The sequence below is a fragment of the Paenibacillus woosongensis genome (assembly GCF_030122845.1).
In the GTDB taxonomy this organism is placed as follows: Bacteria; Bacillota; Bacilli; order Paenibacillales; family Paenibacillaceae; genus Fontibacillus; species Fontibacillus woosongensis_A.
In genome coordinates this window covers 1,229,657-1,250,630 of record NZ_CP126084.1, presented here as the reverse complement: position 1 = coordinate 1,250,630, position 20,974 = coordinate 1,229,657, and the positions used below count along the sequence as shown (strand labels likewise).

The window sequence follows — 20,974 nt, the reverse complement described above, 5'->3', positions numbered from 1 at the left end:
TTTATAAATAAAAAAACAACGGGCTATGGCTATAGCCCGCTGCTAGGATCTGAATTATTGCCCATTCTTCTGCCAGCGCATCTTCTCTGCCTTCACTTTACGGCTTCGCTCCTTCAAAAAATGACGCAAGCCCTTGAAGAAACGGCCGTTGACGATCAACAGAAGGCCATCCACCATAGCCATGTTCACCACGCCGCCCGTCATTCTGGCGATTCCCCTGAACGGGGTATGGTAGACGGACATCATGATCAGATTCGCTGTGCTTCGTTTACCGATTTTTCTCAGGAACCAATAGGCGAACACAATCAAATGATAGGCCAGTCTGGCAACAGCGCCCTTCGCATACTGGCATTGTTCGATCGTATCATTATAGCCCAGCGGCTTGGATCTGTCCCACGTAGCCACCGGCACCTTCCGGCCGATCAGATGCTCAAATTCGTCAACGCCGACATCGCTGATCCGGCCAGAGTAATAGGACGGCAGCTTGTCCTTCTCATAAGGAGCGGGCGCCCCCGTACCCATCACATGAAGGTAACCGGCCAACCGGATATCTGCACTGGAGGCTCCAACCATAATCGTGTATTCCGCTTCTTCAATTTCCCACGCATTGGTCTTCACATTGAAATAACGAAACGTCTTATCGTCAAAAGGAATCGTCACTGTCTTGGACTCGCCGGCATTGATAAATACTTTAACAAAGCCCTTCAGCTCTTTGCGCGGCCTAAATATATCGCTGGACTTACAACCGACATACAGCTGCGCAACCTCCATGCCGGCCCGGTCACCCGAGTTGGTTAATGTGAAGGTAACCCCCGACTTGCCGACCTTGATATCCGAATAGTCGAAGGTAGTATAGCTGAGGCCGTATCCGAAGGGGAACAGCACATCCACATCCGCCGTATCGTAGTAACGATAACCGATATACATGCTCTCCCGATATTCAACCGTCAATTCGTTCCCCGGAAAATAGCGAAACGAGGGAGTATCCTCATAACGAAGCGGATACGTCTCGGCCAGCTTGCCCGAAGGATTAACATCGCCGGATAATACCCGAAGGATAGCTCTCGCTCCTGCCTGGCCTCCCAAGTAACCATGCAGCAATCCTCTCACTTTGCCAATCCATGGCATTTCCACCGCGGAGCCGCTGGAAAGAATCACAATTATATTCGGATTCACCTCATGCAAGGCGTGAAGCAAGTCGATCTGGTTCTCTGGAATTTGCATGCTCTTTCTATCCAGACCATCGGCCTCCGTCACTTCATCCAGACCGAGATACAGCAGCACGGCGTCGGCTTTCTCTGCTAGCGCGCAGGCTTTGGCGATTTTGCGCGGATTCCTCCTGCCGTAGCGCTCAAAGCCCGGCTCATAGCCGATGCTCACGATACCCGACTCCTCGAAGCAGTCCAAGGTATGATCCAGAATCGTCGGGTTAACGATCGACGACCCCGCCCCTTGATATCGCGCATCCTTGGCAAAATCACCGATAACAGCTACCTTCTTGCCGAATTTGAGCGGCAGGATGTTCCCCTCGTTCTTGAGCAGGACGATGGACTCCTCCGCGACCTTCTGCGATACCCGGTGGTGCTGCTCCACATTGAACTCCAGCCGGGGCCGCTGATATACGGCCTCCGTTGAAAAAATAAGGTCAAGGAGCCGGTCCACGCATTCGTCCAGCACCTCTTCAGGAATTCTCCCGCTTTGAACGGCTTCGATGATTTCTTGATCCGTCTCCCCCGACGTCGTCGGCATCTCCAGTTCATTGCCGGCCAGAAGCCCTGACACCCGGTCGTTGCTGCCGCCCCAATCCGTGACGACGACGCCCTGGTAGCCCCATTCGCCGCGTAAAATATCCTGCATTACATGCATGTTCTCATTTGCATATGTACCGTTTATTTTATTGTAGGAAGACATGATTGACTTCGTCCGGCCTTCCTTTACCGCAATTTCAAAGGCGGTCAAATAAATTTCCCTCAGGGTTCTTTCGTCGACGATCGTGTCGATGGACATCCGTCTCTCTTCTTGATTGTTCACGGCAAAATGCTTGACGCAGGCGGAAATTCCCTGCGACTGGATGCCTCTAATATAACTGGCGGCCATCTTGCCGGCCAGATAAGGGTCCTCGCTGAAGTATTCGAAGTTTCTTCCGCATAAGGGATTACGCTTCATGTTCACGCCAGGGCCGAGCAGGACGTTGACCTTCTGGGAAATCGCCTCTTCCCCCAAGTACTCTCCGACCTTCTCCCCCAACTCCACATTCCAGCTGTTAGCTACCGTCGCTGCCGTCGGATAACAGGTTGCGGGAACCCCGGCATTCAGGCCCAGCTTATCCGCGGCCACGGCCTGTTTTCGGATGCCATGAGGTCCATCGGCAAGAAATATGCTGGGTATGCCCAGCCGGCTAATGTCCTGCGTTTGCCAGAAATCCTTGCCTGACATTAAGGAAGCTTTCTCTTCCAACGTCATTTGCGCAATCAATTCTCTATACTTCATCTCTATTCCTCTTCAGTGTATTGGACGGTATGACGTACTGTAAAATATTCTACTATATTATCTATACACATTCTATAGCACACCAAGTGCGGGAAATAGCGAAAGACTCTATTACTAGTATCTTAAAAAAGCAGGACGCCTCTTCAGGCTCCTGCTTTGTCTGTTAGTTAAACCCAACTAGTCTTTGCGATATTTTGTATGCTCCTACGGAAATCAGACGGCCGGCTCGTCCCGGCAAATGGATCAGCCTGCCCATAAATCCGTACTTAAGCTCTTGATACAGCTTGATATCCGTATCCTTAATGAACTTCCACAGCTCTTTTTTCTTCATTAGGTTCTCGGCTGTCCCGGAACGGATCAACAGAATCGCCGAGACTACCGTTACAATCTCAAGATGAGCGAACATATAGCGGCGGAGATTAGGATGGGGAATGCTGTCCATGTCTACCTGCCTGACCATCAATTTGTTCACTTTGAGCTGCTGATCAATCCTCTTGATCATGATGCTCTCCTGCACGGACTGATCTTCCCGGCCGATGAAATATCTGTAGAAATCGACATTCATATAAATCATCTTCTTCACATGTACGAGCGGCACATATACGAATAAATTATCGACATAGAAGGTATGCTTAGGCAGCTCCAGACCGCAATCCTTGAGCATCTGCGTCCGGTATATGATGGAATGCATCAGGAGATATTGGCCTTTGCGAAAAGGCTTCACGTCATCCCAGGTGAAAATTTTGCCTTCCGGAAGCACTCCGCTATACTTCATGATCTTTCTGTAGCTGTTTTCTTCCTTTTCATAGACAAAATTGCTGATTGCCATATCTACGATTTTGTCTTCATTCTGTAACTCCTGCAAGGTTTGCAAAATTTTCAGATAAGCCCTAACGTCTACCCAATCATCGCTGTCCACGACCTTGAAATACAATCCCGTTGCATTCCGGAGCCCGGCATTGACCGCCTCTCCGTGTCCGCCGTTCTCCTGGTGGATCGCTTTAACGATCGTTGGATAACGCCTGGCGTACTCATCGGCAATCATCGCCGTGCGATCAGATGATCCATCATTGACGATAAGCAGCTCGACATCCTCCCCCCCTGGCAGAAGGGATTCAATGCAATATCTCATATAATCCTGCGAATTATAGCAAGGGATCGCTACGGATAATAATTTCATGCTAACACTACCCTATGATTTTTGTTTGAAAATAACTTTGAAAATCGGGAAGAATACCCAAAACGAAATCGCACTGTTAATAATCATCGTAATGACGTCTGCCGTCGTTTCCCCTACCGCGCCCATTTCCCAGGTATTTATGAACAAGTTGTAAATAGGTGCCTTGTAGAAGCCCTGAGCCGCTGCCGCTCCAATCGTTATGACAATATAAGCCACGACATACCAGAAGGCCGCCTGCCAGATGTTGCTGTTCGATTTGAACGTAATGCTCCGCTGAGCGAAGAAATTGATAATCTGGGCGATAGCCAGGGTGATTTGCACCGCGAGGAAGTAGGCCAGGCCTCCTCCTCCGCCCGTGGTAAGGGAGCCTGCGGCATAATCGAACACATAATAGGCACTTCCGTCAAAGTTATGCCCGAACTGCAGCACCTGGAAGCTGGTGTTTACTAGCGCTGTCTTGGCGAACAGACTCTTGAATACAGGCATTAATACAAGCTGCAGAACAGTGATTCCATTACTTAGTATAAAGAATACAAGAAATTGCGCAATATTGGGGTGTTTCTCCTTGTATCTGGCCCATAGCCCCAGCGGGCCGGCTATATTTTTTTTAGAACTCATTTTCCCACTCCTCTGTCGCTGATGCAAGACTTAATTGTTCTGTTTAGCGACCTTCAGCATTTTGCCCCTCTCTCTGAAGAAATGCCGGAAGCCTTTGAAGAACTGGCCGTTGACTACCATCAGCAGCCCGTCCAGCATCGGCATATTCACGATACCGCCCGTCATTCTCGCAATTCCCCTGAACGGCATATGATAGACAGACATCATGATCAGATTGGCGGTACTCCGCTTGCCTATCTTCCACAAGAACCTATGGGCAAACGCGATGACGTGAAATGCGAATCTAGCAAAGGCGCTTCTGGCATACTGGCATTGGGCAATCGTATCGTTGTAGCCGAGCGGCTTCGTACGGTCCCAGGACGCTGCGGGAACCTTGTGCCCAAGCAGGCTCTCGAATTCCTCCTGGCTCACTTGGCCAACCTGTCCGGAGTAATACGATGGCAGCTTCTCCTTGTCATACGGCAGCGGAGCGTTCGTTCCTTTAACGGCATGAATGCCCTTTAACCGGATATCCGCGCTGGATGCGCCAATCATGATCTCATACTGAGCTTCTTCGATTTCCCATTGATTTGTCTTTACGTTGAAATAACGGAATGTTTTATCGTCAAAAGGGATCAGTACGGTTCTGGACTCGCCCGCTTGCAATGATACTTTGGCGAATCCCTTTAATTCTTTCCTTGGTCTGAATATATCAGCTGAATTGCAGCCGACGTAAAGCTGCGCTACCTCTGCTCCGGCTCTGGTTCCCGTGTTCGTTATTTTGAAGGCCACGCCTTCAGGGATAATCTGAATATCGGAGTATTCAAAGGTGGTGTAACTGAGACCATAGCCAAACGGGAAAAGAACCTTCACATTCGCCGTATCATAATATCGATAGCCAATATACAGTCCTTCCCTGTACTCCACGCTCACTTCTTTGCCCGGGAAATGACGGTAGGTCGGTGTATCTTCATAACGGAGAGGATATGTTTCCGCCAGTTTACCGGATGGGTTCACCTCGCCGGTTAATACACGAAGAATGGCTTTTGCTCCTGCCTGACCGCTCAAATAACCGTGGATCAGTCCCTTCACTTTATCAATCCATGGCATCTCTACCGCAGAGCCGCAGGAGAGAACGACCACAATATTCGAATTCACTTTATGCAGGGCGTGAAGCAGATCGATCTGGTTCTGAGGGATTTTCATGTTCTGCCTGTCCAGTCCCTCCGCCTCCGTCACTTCATCCAAGCCCATATACAGCAGAACGACTTCCGCCTTCTCGGCAAGAGCGCACGCCTTATCGATCTTCCGCTGGTTTCTCTTTCCGTAACGCTCGAATCCAGGCTCAAATCCAATGCTAACGATGCCCGATTCCTCAATGCAATTCAGGGTGTGATCCAGTATCGTCGGATTGACGATCGATGACCCTGCTCCCTGATATCTGGCTTGCTGCGCAAAATCCCCAATGACCGCTACTTTCACACCAGCCTGCAGCGGCAATATATCCCCTTCGTTTTTCAGCAGTACAATCGATTCCTCAGCCGCTTCCTGGGCTGCCCTGTGATGCTCTTTCATATTGAACCCTTTGCTCGGGGATTTCTCATAAACTGCTTCTGTCGTAAAAATAAGCTCCAGCAGCCGGTCCACGCATTCGTCCAATACTTCCTCTTTCAGCAAACCGCTGCGTACGGCTCGAATAATGTCTTCATTCGTCTCTCCCGCCGTCGTTGGCATTTCAAGCTCATTGCCGGCGATCAATCCGGCCACACGGTCATTGCTGCCGCCCCAATCGGTGACGACCACTCCTTCGAAATTCCATTCATCGCGGAGGATTTTCCGCATCAAGTGCAAATTCTCATTCGTATATTCGCCGTTCAGCTTATTGTAAGAAGACATGACGGTCTTCGTATTGCCTTCCGCAACCGCAATCTCAAAAGCCGTCAGATAGATTTCCCTTAGCGTTCTCTCATCTACGATCGTATCGATCGACATCCGTCTTTCTTCCTGGTTGTTCGCGGCAAAATGCTTTACGCAAGCCGAAATGCCCTGCGATTGAATTCCCCGGATATACCCTGCAGCCATTTTGCCGGCATGATAGGGATCCTCACTAAAATACTCAAAGTTTCTTCCGCATAGGGGGCTGCGCTTCATATTGACCCCCGGGCCGAGCAGCACGTTGACTTTCTGGGCAACGGCTTCTTTGCCAAGGTAATTTCCGATTCGTTCTCCTAACTCCACGTTCCAGCTATTTGCCACTGCAGCCGCCGTTGGGAAACATGTCGCAGGAATACTCTCATTCAACCCTAAATGATCGGCTGCGGCCTGCTGCTTGCGAATGCCGTGCGGGCCATCTGCAAGGAATATACTAGGAATGCCGAGTCGATCAATATTCTGCGTCTGCCAGAAGTCTTTTCCCGACATCAAAGATGCTTTTTCTTCCAGCGTCATTTTCTTTATAAGTTCAGTATGTTTCATCGTCTCTTCCTTTTGTTTTTGGCGGTACCCTGAAGAGTACCGCCAAAGTGTTTTATCAATTTGTTCAATAATTTAAGCTGTTGCCGCAGCGGCCGGTTTCCGTTTGCGGAATAAGAAGTAGAAGCCGGCGGCAACACCAATCACGATAAGGATATCTACTGCAATCGTAATCTTCACCCAGTCCGCCAAATCCGTGCTCATCCCGTTCTCCATTCCGTTGCTGTTCGCTACGGTGTACAGCACGTTGTGTGCGTTGTCTCTCATGGCCCATAATGTATCATTACTCTTTGCATTGACTTCCGGTACGCCGTAAGGTGCAACCCCGGTAAGAAGGATATCGTTGCCTGCACGGAAAGCAAGCTCAGCGGTCATATAGGGATAAGAAGGACCAATAAAGAAGTCTGTATTGACGATCCCCTTGAAGCCCCATTCGTTGCGAAGCACTTCTTTCATCAGGGCCGGGCTCGCACCTGCCCATGTATGTCCAATGCTGTTGAATGCGGACATTGCCCCTTTCGCGCCCCCTTCCTTCACCGCATATTCAAATGCCTTCAGGTAGATTTCGCGGATCGCTTGTTCGTTGCTCCAGGTTAGAACGCCTAGTGTACGGTTTTTCTCCTGATCATTTAGCGCAAAGTGCTTCATGTAGACGAATCCGCCATGGCTTTGGTAGCCCTTAGTCACAGCGGCAGCCATCTTGCCGGAAAGAAGAGCGTCCTCGGAATAATATTCGAAGTTTCTGCCGGAGAATGCGGTGCGATGGATGTTAACACCTGGTGCATACCAGCCGCTTACTCCGTATGCTTTCGCTTCTGCGCCTACGGCATCGCCCATCTTCTCGACAAGCTCCAGGTTCCATGTTTGTCCAAGCATCGTCTCTGAAGGGAAGGCGATTCCCGACATCGGATTCTTGGACAACAGAGCGCTGATGCCCGCTGGTCCATCATAGTCTGTCGTTGCCGGTTTGCCGACAGATGCCACTTCGACGGTACGATAACCGCCAAGCGTCCCGATCGAAACCAGGTCATGGACTGACAACTGATCCAGCAGCTCGTTCCAGCTGGCATCCTCATAATCGACACCGACGTAATCCTTTAATGTCTTTCCATGATCCGCTCCCGTCGTCGGCGCACTCTGCTGCTCGTCCGCAGGAATGTCATAACGCTTGCTGTTCACATAGTCGACGAATGCAGCGTTCACGACCGTACCCTTTACTTCCTCTACAGCACCATCAGCATTCTTCGCTTGAAGGACTTCATTGGTGTTCAGGACATCCATATTCGCAAAACCATTTGCCCGGGATAGGTATGCTGGAATGCTGCCCTCCCCGGTGACCAGATCATCAAACTGATTGACCGCTATTTGCTGATCCGAAGAACGGCCGTTCTGGTCAAACACCACTTCCGTCAAGTTCTTCGAACCTACATCAGCGATTTTGTCATGCGAGTTCTTCATCAGCATGAGCTTATATTCGCCTGCTTCAAGAACATAAGAACCGGTTGGGCTGAAGACTTTGGCATAATCATAGGAAGCCATATCTTCTACTTTAAAAGTCAGGGTCAACGTCTCCGAATCTCCTGGATGAATTACACCTGTTTTGGCAAAAGCAGCCAGCTCGACAGAAGACTTTTCAATTTTTCCAGTGTAAGGTGCGGAATAGTAGAGCTGTACAACTTCCTTTCCTTCCATGGAGCCTGTATTCGTCACTTTGATGTCAACCGAAATGTCCGTATCATTCCACTTTAAGCTGTCCGGAACAACCTCTTGTTCGAATGTCGTGTAGCTTAAACCATGTCCGAACGGGAACATGACCTTCTCGTCATAGTTGATCGCACCTTCAGCCGCTGCAGTCTCGTAGTAGCGATAGCCTACATAAATCCCCTCGGTGTAGTTGACGTAAGTCAGCGGAACGTTGTTTTTATCTACGGCCAAAGCATATGTACCGTCACCGTTATCCAGGACATAGCGCAAATCGCCAAAATTCTTCATTGCCGGCGCATCAAGCATATCTGTCGCGAACAAGTCCACCGTCTTGCCTGACGGATTGAGCTGTCCCGCTAGAATTTTGCCAAGTGAAGCAAAACCTTTTTGTCCCGGTCCAGCGACCGTCACAATGCTCTTGATTTGGTCGTATTTCTTGACCCAATCCAGTTCAAACGTATTTGAGCCGTTCACGATGACGATGATTTTGTCAAAATGCTTCGTAACCGCATCGATCATGCCAAGCTCCCGATTGGACAGCTCCAGGTAATGCTTATTAGGATCCAGATCGTCAGGATTCCCGAAACGTTCACCGCTAGGTCCCATCGTCGTTCCATTCGGATCATAGGTATCCGGACCGTCCAATACCGCCGGAAGATCCGTCCCTTCTCCACCCGCACGGGCAAGGAAGATGATCGCCGTATCCGAGAACTCGGTGGCTTGCTTCATTCTTTCCTCGGTATAGAACTCGGAAGCTACGGGTTCTGGAATCGTCCAGTCATATCCCTCAATTCCCGATACTGGTCTTTCGAGGCCTGTTGCTACGTAATCGTTATATAATTGCTCGTTGATCTCAAAACCGGCTGCTTCCAGACCCGCCTTTGGCGTTACAGCCGTGGACGAGTCTGCTGCACCGGAACCAGAGCCCAGGTATACAGGCGCCGTAAAACTCCATCCAAACACATTGACTTTTTTGTTCGTCGTCATCGGCAGCATGTTGTCATGATTCTGGAGAAGAACAATCCCTTCATCCGTGATCAGCTCCGACACCACTTCTGAGTTAGCCCGCGCTTTTTGCGCCTCCGGCGTCGTGATGTCGATTTTGGAGAAATATGCTGTAATGACATCCGAGTAGTAGGCTAGTGCAATGTTAGCCCCTGTGCCGATAAGCAGTACGAGTACCAGCAGAGAACTCATAATCACACGAAACCTTTTTTTCGATTTACCAGACATAAACTTTCTTGCCCCCATTATCCAGTTAGTTTGAAACGCTTTCATGAGCAGCAAATCATGGATGAGCGTTCATGTTGACTGCAATGTAAGCTTAACGTAAACAGAATGAATATAGAATCAACCAAACGTTAAGGGGCGGCAACTTTTAGTTGACTACTAAAAAAAGCCGTCCTGACGGAAGACTTCTCCCATCAAAACGACTTGCATCGATCCTTGACGTATCTTTGAAATAAGGCCACTGCTTTAGACTGGATACCTCTCTTTCTAGAAACCAGATAAATATCCTGAGGAATCTTCTCCTTCAGTCTAATCAGCTTTAAGTTATCATTCTTGAGCGACTCCTCCACAAAATCAATAGAAACGGCCACGGCTCCATTTCTCTCGCATAATCGATGGGCGGAGATAATATTGCCGAATTCATGCATGACATGGGGCGAGAAGCCCTGTTCAAGGCATTTCTCGATAAAACCGTTTTCCTTCCCTTCACCTGCCGTCTTTATGACCAAAGTTTCGTTATCCAGATCGGTGACTGAAATTTCTTGTTTGCTGGCTAACGGATGGCTCTTCGAGACGATGACCACGACTTGGCCTTCGGCAATCAATTCAAATTCGCAATTCTCGATCTCTTCCGTCCCAATGACCAAGCCGACGTCCACTTCCTCCTGGAATATTTGGGTTAACGGATACTCGTCGGGATACTCTTTCAGCTTGATTTGAATATCTGGATATTGTTTAGAGAAATCATATAAAAAATCCACCGGTAGGATCGATGTTATGGAATATGTAATTACTACGTTCAGGCTGCCCTTTTTTCCGCTGATAATGCTGATTTCCTTCTTGATATCCTCAATCAAATAATGAATATGTTTAGCCCTGGCATATAGGAGCTCGCCCGCTTTGGTGGCCTCCATGCCGCGAGAGCTTCTGTAGAATAATTCAGCTTCCAGCTCCATCTCCAGCTGCCTGATGGTCTTGCTTACACCCTGAGGGGTAATAAACAGGTCTTTCGCCGCCGCAGTAACACTATTTTTCTCATATACCTTGATGAAATATTCCAATGCCTCTGTGTTCAATCGGCTAACCCCCTATTTCCGGACACCCCTTAGCCAAAGGTAGCTGTGCTGAATTTACGCCTTAGATCAGGGTCATTCTACCAGACCCAATTGCATTGATAGTATAGCATACTTTACTTTATAGCAATCCCTCCCCTTTGGCCAAGCTGTAGTTCACAGCCTGCGATTTATGCTAAGATGTGAAATAACGATCGATCAAGGGAGTATGGACATGTATGATTATTTAGTGGTGGGCGCAGGTCTGTTCGGAGCGGTCTTCGCCTATGAAGCGAACAAGAGGGGCAAGAAATGCCTTGTCATCGACAAAAGAGACCATATTGGCGGAAACGTATATACCGAAGAAATCGAGGGCATCCATGTGCACAAGTACGGGGCTCATATTTTCCACACGAACAGCAAGGCCATTTGGGATTATGTGAATCAATTCGCCGAATTCAACCGGTTCACCAATTCACCGATCGCCAATTATAAAGGGGAATTATATAATCTGCCCTTCAACATGAACACCTTCAATAAACTGTGGGGCGTCGTCACCCCGGACGAAGCCAAGCTCAAAATTGAGGAGCAAAGGCAGGCCGCCGGCATCATCGAGCCAAGAAATCTGGAGGAACAAGCGATTTCGCTTGTCGGAACCGATATCTACGAGAAACTGATCCAAGGCTATACCGAGAAGCAGTGGGGAAGATCGGCCAAAGACCTGCCTTCCTTCATCATCAAACGGCTCCCCGTCCGCTTCACCTATGACAATAACTATTTCAATGACCGTTACCAGGGCATTCCGATCGGCGGTTATGGGGCGATCATCGAGAAGATGCTGGAAGGCATCGAGGTCAAGCTGAATGTCGATTTCTTTGACCGTAAAGAAGAATGGCTCCGCTCAGCCCAAAAAGTCGTGTACACCGGAATGATCGACCAATATTACGATTACGCATATGGCGTGCTCGAATACCGCAGCCTGCAGTTCGAAACGAAGGTGCTGCACGATACGGCCAACTACCAAGGCAATGCCGTCGTCAATTACACGGACCCGGAAACGCCATATACGCGGATCATCGAGCACAAGCATTTCGATTTCGGTACGCAGGAGAAAACGGTTATCACGGAGGAATACCCGACAGAATGGAAGCCGGGCGACGAGCCCTATTATCCGATCAACGACGATAAAAACAATGAAATTTACAAGAAATACAAAGCGCTTGCCGACAGCGAGCAACGCATCATCTTCGGGGGACGCCTCGCTACTTACAAATACTACGATATGCACCAAGTCATCGGCGCGGCTCTAACGGAGGTGAGCCGGGAGTTTGGGGAGTGAGTGTTAATAAGACTAAAAAATAACCCGCACCAGGTTTTGTACCTAGGCGGGTTGTTTTTTTGTACATTACACATTTAAAATCCCGCTCAGGCGAATTGCCTCGACCGCCTGCTTCAGGTTCTCTTCCTCCTGAACTAAAGCCATTCTTACATAACCTTCGCCCGCAGGGCCAAAGGCGCTGCCCGGGGTAACGATAACTCCGGCTTTGGTGACCATGTCCATGACAAAGTCCTCGGATGTCTCATAATGGGCAGGAATCGCCGCCCAGACGAACATCGTTGCCTCTGGCTTATCTATCTCCCATCCCAGCGCACTCAAGCCATCGCACAGAATATCTCTTCGGTGCTCATAAGCTATGCGTGTCGCCGCTACACCGCTTTGATCCCCCGTTATCGCGGCAATGGCGGCTTGCTGGATCGGCAGAAACATGCCATAGTCCATGTTCGATTTCAGTATCTTCAGGCGGGAGACAACCTCCTTATTTCCTACGCAAAAGCCGATTCTTGCCCCAGCCAACCCATAGGTTTTGGACAAGGAATTAAACTCAACGCCGACGTCTTTCGCGCCAGGGAAAGCTAGAAAGCTCCCGCAGCTTTTGCCATCAAACACCAATTCGCTGTAGGCATTGTCATGAAGAACGATGATATCATATTTCTTCGCAAAGGCGACCAGATCAACATAGAAGCTATCCGGCGCCATGGCGGTAGTCGGGTTGTTCGGATAGGAAACCAGCATCAGCTTGGCCTGCCGCGCTACTTGTTCGGGAATATCCTGCAAGTTGATCACATAGCCGTTTTCTTTTTTCTGCGGCATATAGTGAAGCTTCGCTCCGGCCAGCAGCGGGCCATCTGCAAACACTGGGTAGCAAGGGTCCGGCACCAGCACGACGTCTCCCTCATCCACGATGGACAATGAAATATGCGCCAGCCCTTCCTGCGAGCCTAACAGCGAGCAAACTTCCGTCTTCGGATCCAGAGCCACCTGATATCGCTCCTTATACCAGCCGCTAACCGCCTCCAATAAAGCGCTTTGATCGCTGAGAGCGTAGACGTAGTTTCTTTCATCGGCAGCGGCTGTACATAAGGCTTCGATAATATGCTTGCCCGGCGGAATATTCGGCGTGCCGATGCTCAGGTCGATCACCGTTTCGCCACGATCCAATCTGCTGCGTTTGATATCCGATAATTTAGTAAAAATGCCTTCACCAAACCGATCCATTCTTTTTGCGAACTGCATGTTTGTTTGCTCCTTTTTGACTTCAACTCATCTTCCCAGATCTTCATCCTCTTGCAGGATGCTTGCCATTAATAAAAGGTTATCATAAATAGAATAGATATGAACCATGATTTGTGGAAAAGTTCCGTACCTATGGAGAGCGCGCCGAAACTATCCGTTTTTTGATCATAGACTTCTCCTTTTCCACGAATTATAATACAAAATACATTTAAAATACGTACATTAAGGCGGTATTTATGGATAATTGCAAGTATTTCAAGGCACTGCTTTTTCCAGCAAATCCCCTAAAGAAATTCACATCCTTAAGGATTATCTGTTTTGTATCCATGCAGACGGTGTTATAGCAAAAATCGTTTCACCTGAGGATTCCGGCTATCAGCCTCTGCTGGATCGTTACCAAGGGAAGCGTAATTTCCATCGGCTGGCTGACGGCCAGTATTTCCTCCCTCGTTTTATCGATTTGCATGTCCATGCCCCGCAATGGGCCCAGTCCGGAACTGCGCTGGACATCCCGCTCTATGACTGGCTTAATACGTATACCTTCCCGCTGGAGTCTAAATTCTCAGATCATCGATACAAAGCTGCCATCCGCCAAATTGCCGATTTTTAATGAAAATGAAAACATGGACGACGTGTTTCAGAAAATGATGTATCTGGTTAGGCCTGAGCATATCCGCGAGGTGTGGGTGCAGGGTGAGAGGGTGCATTCGCGTTAGGGGTGAAACTAACCTTAACTATCATATTTTGACATTTTATAAATGGATGTATATTTTTATAATATTGCCTGTCATCGATCCGGACTGCCGAGGCATGATATGGTTCTTCACAATACAACCCTCACGCGAGCGGAAATTGCCGAAAGTCTTCGATTTCTCGATCCCAATCTCCCCGTCCGTTATGTGTGGCAGTATTCCAACATCATGTATATATTCATAGGCTTTTTTATCGAACAGCAAACAGGGATGACATGGGAAGCATGGGTAAAGAACAAGATCTTTGAGCCGCTTGAAATGTCCTCCACTCTCTTCTCCGTCGAGGATTTGCAGCATGTGAACAATTACGCGTTGCCCTACACTGCCGTTGATGATGAAATCATCGAGATCCCACTCACCAATCTAGATATCCAAGGTCCTGCCGGGTCTATTATTTCCAATGTAACTGATTTATCTGCCTGGCTATCTCTACTATTAAATCATGGAGAGATACATGGAAAATCTATTATTTCAGAAGCGCAGCTCAATGAAATGCTATTTCCTCAAATTGTGGTCGGCCCTGGGGATTTCCCGGACATTCCGTATACTTTTTACGGCTTAGGATGGTTCGTCGAAGTATACCGTGGCCGCAAACTGATTAGTCATGGAGGGAATACAGCCGGTTACAGTACTCATATTTCATTTATGCCAGACAACGATATCGGTATCGTTATTCTAACTAATAAGGAAGTAACCCAGCTTCCGGAATGCATCGCCTATCATATGTATGATCAAATTTTAGGCCTAGGACCGATTGACTGGAATACAAGATTTAAGGTTAAAAACGAGCAGCTCCACCAAGCTCTGGCCAGTATGCGCAATTCCGATTACTCCATCACCGATATGGATGATCCGGAACCTTCACATCCCATATCCTGTTACTTAGGGGAGTTTAACCATCCAGCCTACGGAAGTGCCGTGATTTGCGAGAAGGAAGGCTCATTATTCTTAAATTATAAAGATGCCGAGTTGCCGATATATCACTATAATCAGAACATCTTTAAAGTAGTCGACGAACAAAACGATGCCCAGTTTCTGATCGAATTTAACGTCAATGAAAATGGAATATGCGATACATTTCGTTCCACTTGGTAAAAAAATAGATGACTATACAACATACAAAACCTCGCCGATGGCGAGGTTAGCGGTTGCCATGATCTTTAGTTCTGGCGCAAGTTACGACTTTATACGCCGCGCTTGGCTTTTTTGCAAACTAGCTTATAAGTTTTGCCATACGCTTTGCCATATCGGACGATCCGCCGGACGATGCTCCGATCCTTCAGCAGCGTAAACGGAGCCGCATCCGGCTTCGTGTTCACCTCAAGAATCCATGGCTTCAGTCTGCTGTCGATGGCATAATCGAGACCAAGCTCCTTAATGCTAGGGAATGCGCCCCGCAGCCGCCTCATGGTCCGTTGCGCAAGATCGTCCATGCGGCGATACAATTCCTTACGCTTAGCGGTTCCGGCATACTGGCGCAATACGTCATCGGTTGCATAAATCGTGCCACCCTGGCTTCCATTCGTCACGATTTTGCGGGGATGTGCCACTCTGGTAAATGTACCGGTCGTTTCAAAGCCGCCCCTAGGCCGCCGTTGAATCATGAGCCTGATATCGAATGGACGCCCTTTATGCTTAAGCAGCCAAACCCCCTTCTGAACGACATGCCGCTTGCCCTTCATCTCCTTGCTTATAGCTTCATAGGCCCTGTTATAGGTTGCGAATTCCCGCCTGCGTTCGCCAACCTGGTATACATATCTCCGCTTTCCGAATTTTCTCAACTCCACCCTCATGACGCCCTTTCCCTGCGTCCCGCCATCTGGCTTCACGTAGACCATTCCGTGCTTCAAAAGCATGCTATGCAGTTGCTTCTTCGTGGCGATTCTTGTCGGTGGCATATGCTTCCGCAGCATTTGTTCCTTTCGCATAATCACGTCCTTGGTCCATTTATCCTTCTTACGAAACCTCATGCTATCCCTCCTTTTCCCTTTTACTCCAGCATACGTTCGAAACAAAAAAAATGGTGTAGGCCGCTGTCGGCACGGGACGAAAGGATTTGCCATATGCTTAATTGACTAGCAGTTGGAAGAGCTGCGTCCACTATCTATGTTTAGGAGGCTTAATAACGATATGGCGCCTATCCCTTCGCTTCAACAGCATCTGGCTCGCATCATTCAGTTGCATCCCGCCTATGGCGATCTGCTTGCAGAGCTGGGCATCCAGCCTCATACTGCAGTTTTGTCCGAACTCCCGCTCCTTACCGAGGAACTTCTGAATACAATCTATTACAAGCAGAAGCCGCGAACAGAGACTGGCCTTACCGTCTACCGGACATCTGGAACCTCAACCGGCATACGTAAATCGATCTATTATTCACCAGAAGACGAAGAGCATTATCGGATTGCCAAAATGACTTGCTACCGTACGTGGCTAGCATCCAGCCCTTTGCAGATTCAAAGAGCTTTCTCTGATGTAGGCACCGGTCATGCGGCAAGCACGGCCAATACGATTTTTCACGAGCTTGGCCTGCAGACAGAGTCGATTTCCTTCGCCAGACCCATTGAAGAGCATATCGCCCGAATTAACGCATTCAAGCCCGAGCTGCTATACACGATGCCTTCCATTCTGGAAGCTATTGCCCGAGCCGCCGGGGATCCTGCGTCACTTGGGATCCGTAGAATTATTCTAGTCGGAGAATTGGCTTCACCCGCCTGGCAGGCCAATATGGCAGCGCGATTCGGCATAGATGCACAGGATATTCTCGATACGGTTGGCTCCATCGAGATAGGTGCGATTGCCTCCTATTCCCACCAGCATGGCGTCTATCTGTTCGCTGACGGGATCCATGCAGAGACGGTCCGCGCCGAGCAGCTTGACCCTCGCTTCGAGCCGCTGGCAGACAACGAGGGAGTTCTCGTACTAACCTCCAGCGAACGCAGCTTGTTCCCTGTCATCCGTTATGTCACCTACGATGTTGTGCGAGATTTCCGCACCGTAGAGATTGACGGGACGATGCGGCAGGCGTTCACTTGCATCTCCAAGCGAATCGGCAGCGAGCTCAAGCATGGCGAGAAAATCAGCTTGTACGACATCGAGAACGTCGTGCATACCTTCGTCAAGGATGCCGAGCTGCGCGTCAGCGTAGACGACAACAAGCTAACCGTCCGCATTCGCAGCCAGTCGCTCAATAACGAGCTGCTGAGCTCCATCCGGTATGCGATTGAGCATACGATTGAAGCGATCGGACAGATGATTGACAGCCGTATGCTCGATCGTATTGAGGTTATTCATGTGAAAGAAAGTGAGCCTTTTCACCAAGGGCAAGGCTCCGTGAAGTCCAAAAAACTGTATAACTAGGAGGCGTAATGACATCCATGACCAAAGATTGGCTTTCTTGTATCGGTAACACCCCGCTTGTTCGGCTCTCCCGCCTCTTCGCCAACGATCGCGGTATTGCCGTCCACGCCAAGCTTGAAATGCTGAATCCGAACGGAAGCGCCAAGGATCGCCCCGCTGTGCGTATTATTTCGGCAGCGCTGGAGCAAGGCTTAATCGGTCCCGGCTCGGTCATTGTCGAATCCAGCTCGGGCAATATGGCGATCAGTCTGGCTGCCATCTGCTCCCGACTGGGTATGCGCTTCATTAGCGTTGTCGATCCAAAAACAGCGCCCCAAAATATCCGCATCATACGTGCTTATGGGGCCGATGTCGAGCTTGTAGAGCAGCCCGACCCTGAAACCGGCGAGTTCCTTCCGGCCAGGTTGAACAGGGTCAGACAGCTCGTTCAGAGTATCCCGAACAGCTTCTGGCCCAACCAGTATGAGAATGAAAACAACTACTTGTCTCATAAAGACGGGACAATGCGGGAAATCATCGCCGAGTTGGGCCAAGTCGACTACGTTATTGGCGGCGTCAGCACCTGCGGGACGATGCTGGGCTGCGCCACCTTTGTCAAGGAGCAGCAGCTGGATACTGCAATCGTCGCTGTCGACGCCGTTGGCAGCGTCATCCTTGGCGGAACGAAAGGCAAGCGCTTCTTCCCCGGCCTTGGCGCCGGCATCGTTCCCCCATTTAACCAAAGCAAATTTACGGACTACGCCATTCAGGTCAAAGAAGCCGATATGGTAACGGGCTGCCGCATGCTTGTACAGCATGAAGCCATCCTCGCCGGTCCTTCTTCAGGCGCCGTCGTTTATGCCCTTAAAGAAGCTTTGTTCCATGAAATACCGGATAATTCGGTATGCGTCGTGATCCTCCATGATCGCGGTGAGCGTTATATGGATACGGTGTACAACGATGAATGGGTGGCGCAACATCTGAACACCGGTTCTCTGTAAAGTGATCTCTGAAAATAGAAAGGGGCAGGTCCATGCTTTATTTGGACAATAATCATCTGCAGACTATCGGGTTGTGCTGGAAGGAGCTGGAGAGCCGCATCGCAGAGGCGCTGCGGCTCATAGATTCAGGCGATTATGCGCAGCCCATCAAGCCTTACCTCCGCTACGGCAATCCGGCTAACCGGATTATCGCGATGCCCGCTTATGTCGGAGGTACCGTGCAAGCGGCGGGCCTGAAATGGATCGCCAGTTTTCCCGGCAATACGTTAAGTGGACTGCCGAGAGCGCATAGCGTGCTATTGCTTAATAAGGTCGATACAGGCGTGCCTTACGCCATTCTGAACTCGCCACTGCCGAGTGTGGCCAGGACGGTTGCCGTGAGTGCGGTCATGCTGCGCCATTATATGCAGGCGCGCCCTGCCGCAGAGCGGATACGGGCTGGCATCATTGGTTTTGGACCGGTTGGACAGCATCATTATGACATGTGCGGCAAGCTATTCGGGGAATGTATTGACGAGGTTCTTATCTACGATATTAGAGGAGCCAAGCTGGGGATGCATGTTATTGACGAAGCAGATGCAGACTATCGCGGCCGTACACGATTCGCTGAGAGCTGGCAGGAGCTGTACAGCAGCTGCAATGTCATCATAACGTGTACCGTGAGCGATCATCGTTACATCGACCAGCCGCCGCTTGCCGGCAGCCTGCTGCTTGATGTGTCCCTGCGCGACTATAAAGTATCGGCTCTGGAGCAAATACAGGCCATCGTCGTCGATGATTGGGATGAGGTATGCCGTGAAAACACCGATATCGAGCTGCTGCATCTGGAGCGGGGACTTGCGAAGGACGATACATGTTCGCTGGCTGATGTCGTCTGCCGGGACGCTCTGGGGAGGTTTACAGAGGGTGAGTCTATTTTATTTTGCCCGATGGGAATGGCCGTGTTCGATATAGCAACAGCAGCCTACTGGGTGGAGAAAGCACAGTCGCTAGGGATCGGGTTGAATTTGGCGGATAGATGAAACGGAAATGGCGCTTAGTCGGTTACCTGGATAATTTAATCGTTGAAGGCGGAAAATTAAAAAAAGATGCCTAGTGGCATCTTTTTGGGTTAAACTTGAGATCCAAATTGAACTCTTTTCCTTGAAGTGCGGTTCCTTACAGGAACAGACCAGCGACCGTAGCCGACAGTACGCTAACCAACGTGGCCCCATACAGCAAGCGGAGACCGAAGCGGGCGACCGTATTCCCCTGCTCTTCATGCAGCCCCTTCACAGCCCCGGAAATGATGCCGATCGACGAAAAGTTCGCGAACGAGACCAAGAAGACGGATACGATACCAATCGTCCGTGCAGATAATACGCCTTCCTTTGTCATGGTCGACAGATCAAGCATCGCCACGAATTCATTGGCCACCATTTTCGTTGCCATAATGTTGCCGGCTTCGACGGCTTCCTTCCAAGGCACGCCCATAAGGAAGGCAAACGGTGAAAAAATATAACCCAAAATTTGCTGGAACGTAATACCGAACAAACTCCCGAACAAGCCGTTTATCAAGGCAATCAGGGCGACAAAGCCGATTAGCATCGCGGCGACCGTAATCGCCACCCTGAACCCATCCATAATATATTCGCCCAACATCTCGAAGAACGATTGCTTACGCTCTTTCTGAACCTCAAGAATGTCCTCTTCCTTCGATACCCTATACGGATTCAGAATCGATGCGATAATAAAACCGCCAAACAGGTTCAGTACAAGCGCCGTGACGACATATCTCGGCTCGATCATCGTCATGTACGCCCCGACGATGGACATGGAAACCGTCGACATAGCAGAAGCGCACAGCGTATACAGACGACGCTCCGGCAGCATTCCAATCTGTTTTTTCACAGAAATAAATACTTCAGATTGCCCCAAAATCGCGGAAGCAACCGCATTATACGATTCCAGCTTGCCCATGCCGTTTACCTTGCTAAGCGCAAGTCCGATATATCTGATAATAAACGGTAAGATCTTCAGATATTGCAAAATGCCTATCAGCGCTGAAATAACCACAATCGGCATCAGAACCATCAGAAAAAACTGTGAGGTCTGGCCCTCATTCATGATTCCGCCGAACACAAAATTAACCCCTTCTGCCGCGTAGGCCAGCAGCGCTTCGAACACAGCAGTAAATCCCCGGATCAAAGTCTCGCCCAGCGTCGTGTTCAACAATAAAAACGCCAGGACAATCTGTAAAATAATCATTTGTGCTAGCGGCCGATAGCGGATACGGCTCCGGTCATTACTCGCAAAATAGGTCATTGCGAATACAGCCACCAGACCGGCAATAGCAATTATATATTTCATTTCAAGTCCTCCTTGCTCTGCTTCTGAGCCCTTTCGTATGCTTACTAACTCATTGAAAGATGCCCGTATCAAATACGCTTACAGCATATTAAGGCTGCTAGTGCCATGGGGCGGCAGCAATATTCTGCGATGTTCTCCACCGTTATTATTAGCTTGTCCATTTTATCCATATTCGATCAGTCAAATTCGCCCAGACCTATAGCCGTTCATCCATTTCTCCCCCCGCTCCTACCGAA

General features: G+C 49.4%; 14 protein-coding genes and 1 pseudogene. 6 read left to right on the top strand and 9 right to left on the bottom strand.

Features of this window, described 5'->3' with window-relative positions:
• Positions 1–54: 54 nt before the first annotated feature.
• The 6 genes from QNH46_RS05415 to QNH46_RS05390 form a co-directional block, all read right to left on the bottom strand.
• Positions 55–2,490, bottom strand: coding sequence for a beta-glucosidase family protein (locus QNH46_RS05415; RefSeq protein ID WP_283927210.1), 2,436 nt, complete (start codon positions 2,488–2,490; stop codon positions 55–57).
• A gap of 163 nt (positions 2,491–2,653) precedes the next feature.
• Complete coding sequence (locus QNH46_RS05410; protein ID WP_283927209.1) at positions 2,654–3,670, bottom strand: glycosyltransferase family 2 protein; 1,017 nt, start codon at positions 3,668–3,670, stop codon at positions 2,654–2,656.
• Positions 3,671–3,682: 12 nt separating this feature from the next.
• Positions 3,683–4,288 carry a hypothetical protein gene (locus QNH46_RS05405; protein ID WP_213592931.1) on the bottom strand — a complete coding sequence of 202 codons (606 nt, stop codon included), beginning with the start codon at positions 4,286–4,288 and terminating at the stop codon, positions 3,683–3,685.
• 30 nt (positions 4,289–4,318) lie between these two features.
• Positions 4,319–6,742, bottom strand: coding sequence for a beta-glucosidase family protein (locus tag QNH46_RS05400; RefSeq protein ID WP_283927208.1), 2,424 nt, complete (start codon positions 6,740–6,742; stop codon positions 4,319–4,321).
• A 72-nt stretch (positions 6,743–6,814) separates the two neighbouring features.
• The gene (locus QNH46_RS05395; RefSeq protein WP_283927207.1) at positions 6,815–9,640 is read right to left on the bottom strand and encodes a glycoside hydrolase family 3 N-terminal domain-containing protein; all 2,826 of its coding nucleotides are present in this window, start codon (positions 9,638–9,640) and stop codon (positions 6,815–6,817) included.
• A 227-nt stretch (positions 9,641–9,867) separates the two neighbouring features.
• On the bottom strand, positions 9,868–10,749 hold the full coding sequence (locus tag QNH46_RS05390; protein WP_283927206.1) for a LysR family transcriptional regulator: 882 nt from the start codon (positions 10,747–10,749) through the stop codon (positions 9,868–9,870).
• A gap of 211 nt (positions 10,750–10,960) precedes the next feature.
• Between QNH46_RS05390 and glf the strand changes: the two genes are divergently transcribed.
• Positions 10,961–12,064, top strand: coding sequence for a UDP-galactopyranose mutase (gene glf / locus QNH46_RS05385; protein ID WP_283927205.1), 1,104 nt, complete (start codon positions 10,961–10,963; stop codon positions 12,062–12,064).
• Positions 12,065–12,130: 66 nt separating this feature from the next.
• Here glf and QNH46_RS05380 read toward each other — a convergent pair whose 3' ends face one another.
• A complete protein-coding gene (locus QNH46_RS05380) occupies positions 12,131–13,300 on the bottom strand; it encodes an aminotransferase class I/II-fold pyridoxal phosphate-dependent enzyme (RefSeq protein ID WP_283927204.1) in 1,170 nt (389 codons plus the stop codon).
• A 244-nt stretch (positions 13,301–13,544) separates the two neighbouring features.
• Between QNH46_RS05380 and QNH46_RS05375 the strand changes: the two are divergent.
• A pseudogene (locus QNH46_RS05375) lies at positions 13,545–13,868 on the top strand (guanine deaminase); the annotation flags it as partial.
• 247 nt (positions 13,869–14,115) lie between these two features.
• Positions 14,116–15,147 (top strand): serine hydrolase, encoded by a 1,032-nt coding sequence (locus QNH46_RS05370; protein WP_283927203.1) that lies wholly within the window; start codon positions 14,116–14,118, stop codon positions 15,145–15,147.
• A gap of 89 nt (positions 15,148–15,236) precedes the next feature.
• Here QNH46_RS05370 and QNH46_RS05365 read toward each other — a convergent pair whose 3' ends face one another.
• The gene (locus QNH46_RS05365) at positions 15,237–16,022 is read right to left on the bottom strand and encodes a YheC/YheD family protein (RefSeq protein ID WP_283927202.1); all 786 of its coding nucleotides are present in this window, start codon (positions 16,020–16,022) and stop codon (positions 15,237–15,239) included.
• Between the two features lie 160 nt (positions 16,023–16,182).
• Between QNH46_RS05365 and QNH46_RS05360 the strand changes: the two genes are divergently transcribed.
• The 3 genes from QNH46_RS05360 to QNH46_RS05350 are packed head-to-tail and all read left to right on the top strand — an operon-like array spanning position 16,183 to position 19,411.
• The gene (locus QNH46_RS05360; RefSeq protein ID WP_283927201.1) at positions 16,183–17,409 is read left to right on the top strand and encodes a phenylacetate--CoA ligase family protein; all 1,227 of its coding nucleotides are present in this window, start codon (positions 16,183–16,185) and stop codon (positions 17,407–17,409) included.
• Between the two features lie 17 nt (positions 17,410–17,426).
• Positions 17,427–18,389 (top strand): 2,3-diaminopropionate biosynthesis protein SbnA, encoded by a 963-nt coding sequence (sbnA, locus tag QNH46_RS05355; protein WP_283927200.1) that lies wholly within the window; start codon positions 17,427–17,429, stop codon positions 18,387–18,389.
• 32 nt (positions 18,390–18,421) lie between these two features.
• Entirely contained in the window at positions 18,422–19,411 is a 990-nt protein-coding gene (locus QNH46_RS05350) for a 2,3-diaminopropionate biosynthesis protein SbnB (RefSeq protein ID WP_283927199.1), read from the top strand.
• Between the two features lie 136 nt (positions 19,412–19,547).
• On the opposite strand, the gene QNH46_RS05345 is transcribed toward QNH46_RS05350, so the two are convergent.
• Positions 19,548–20,738, bottom strand: a complete 1,191-nt coding sequence (locus tag QNH46_RS05345) for a NupC/NupG family nucleoside CNT transporter (RefSeq protein WP_283927198.1) — start codon at positions 20,736–20,738, stop codon at positions 19,548–19,550.
• Positions 20,739–20,974 lie beyond the last annotated feature (236 nt).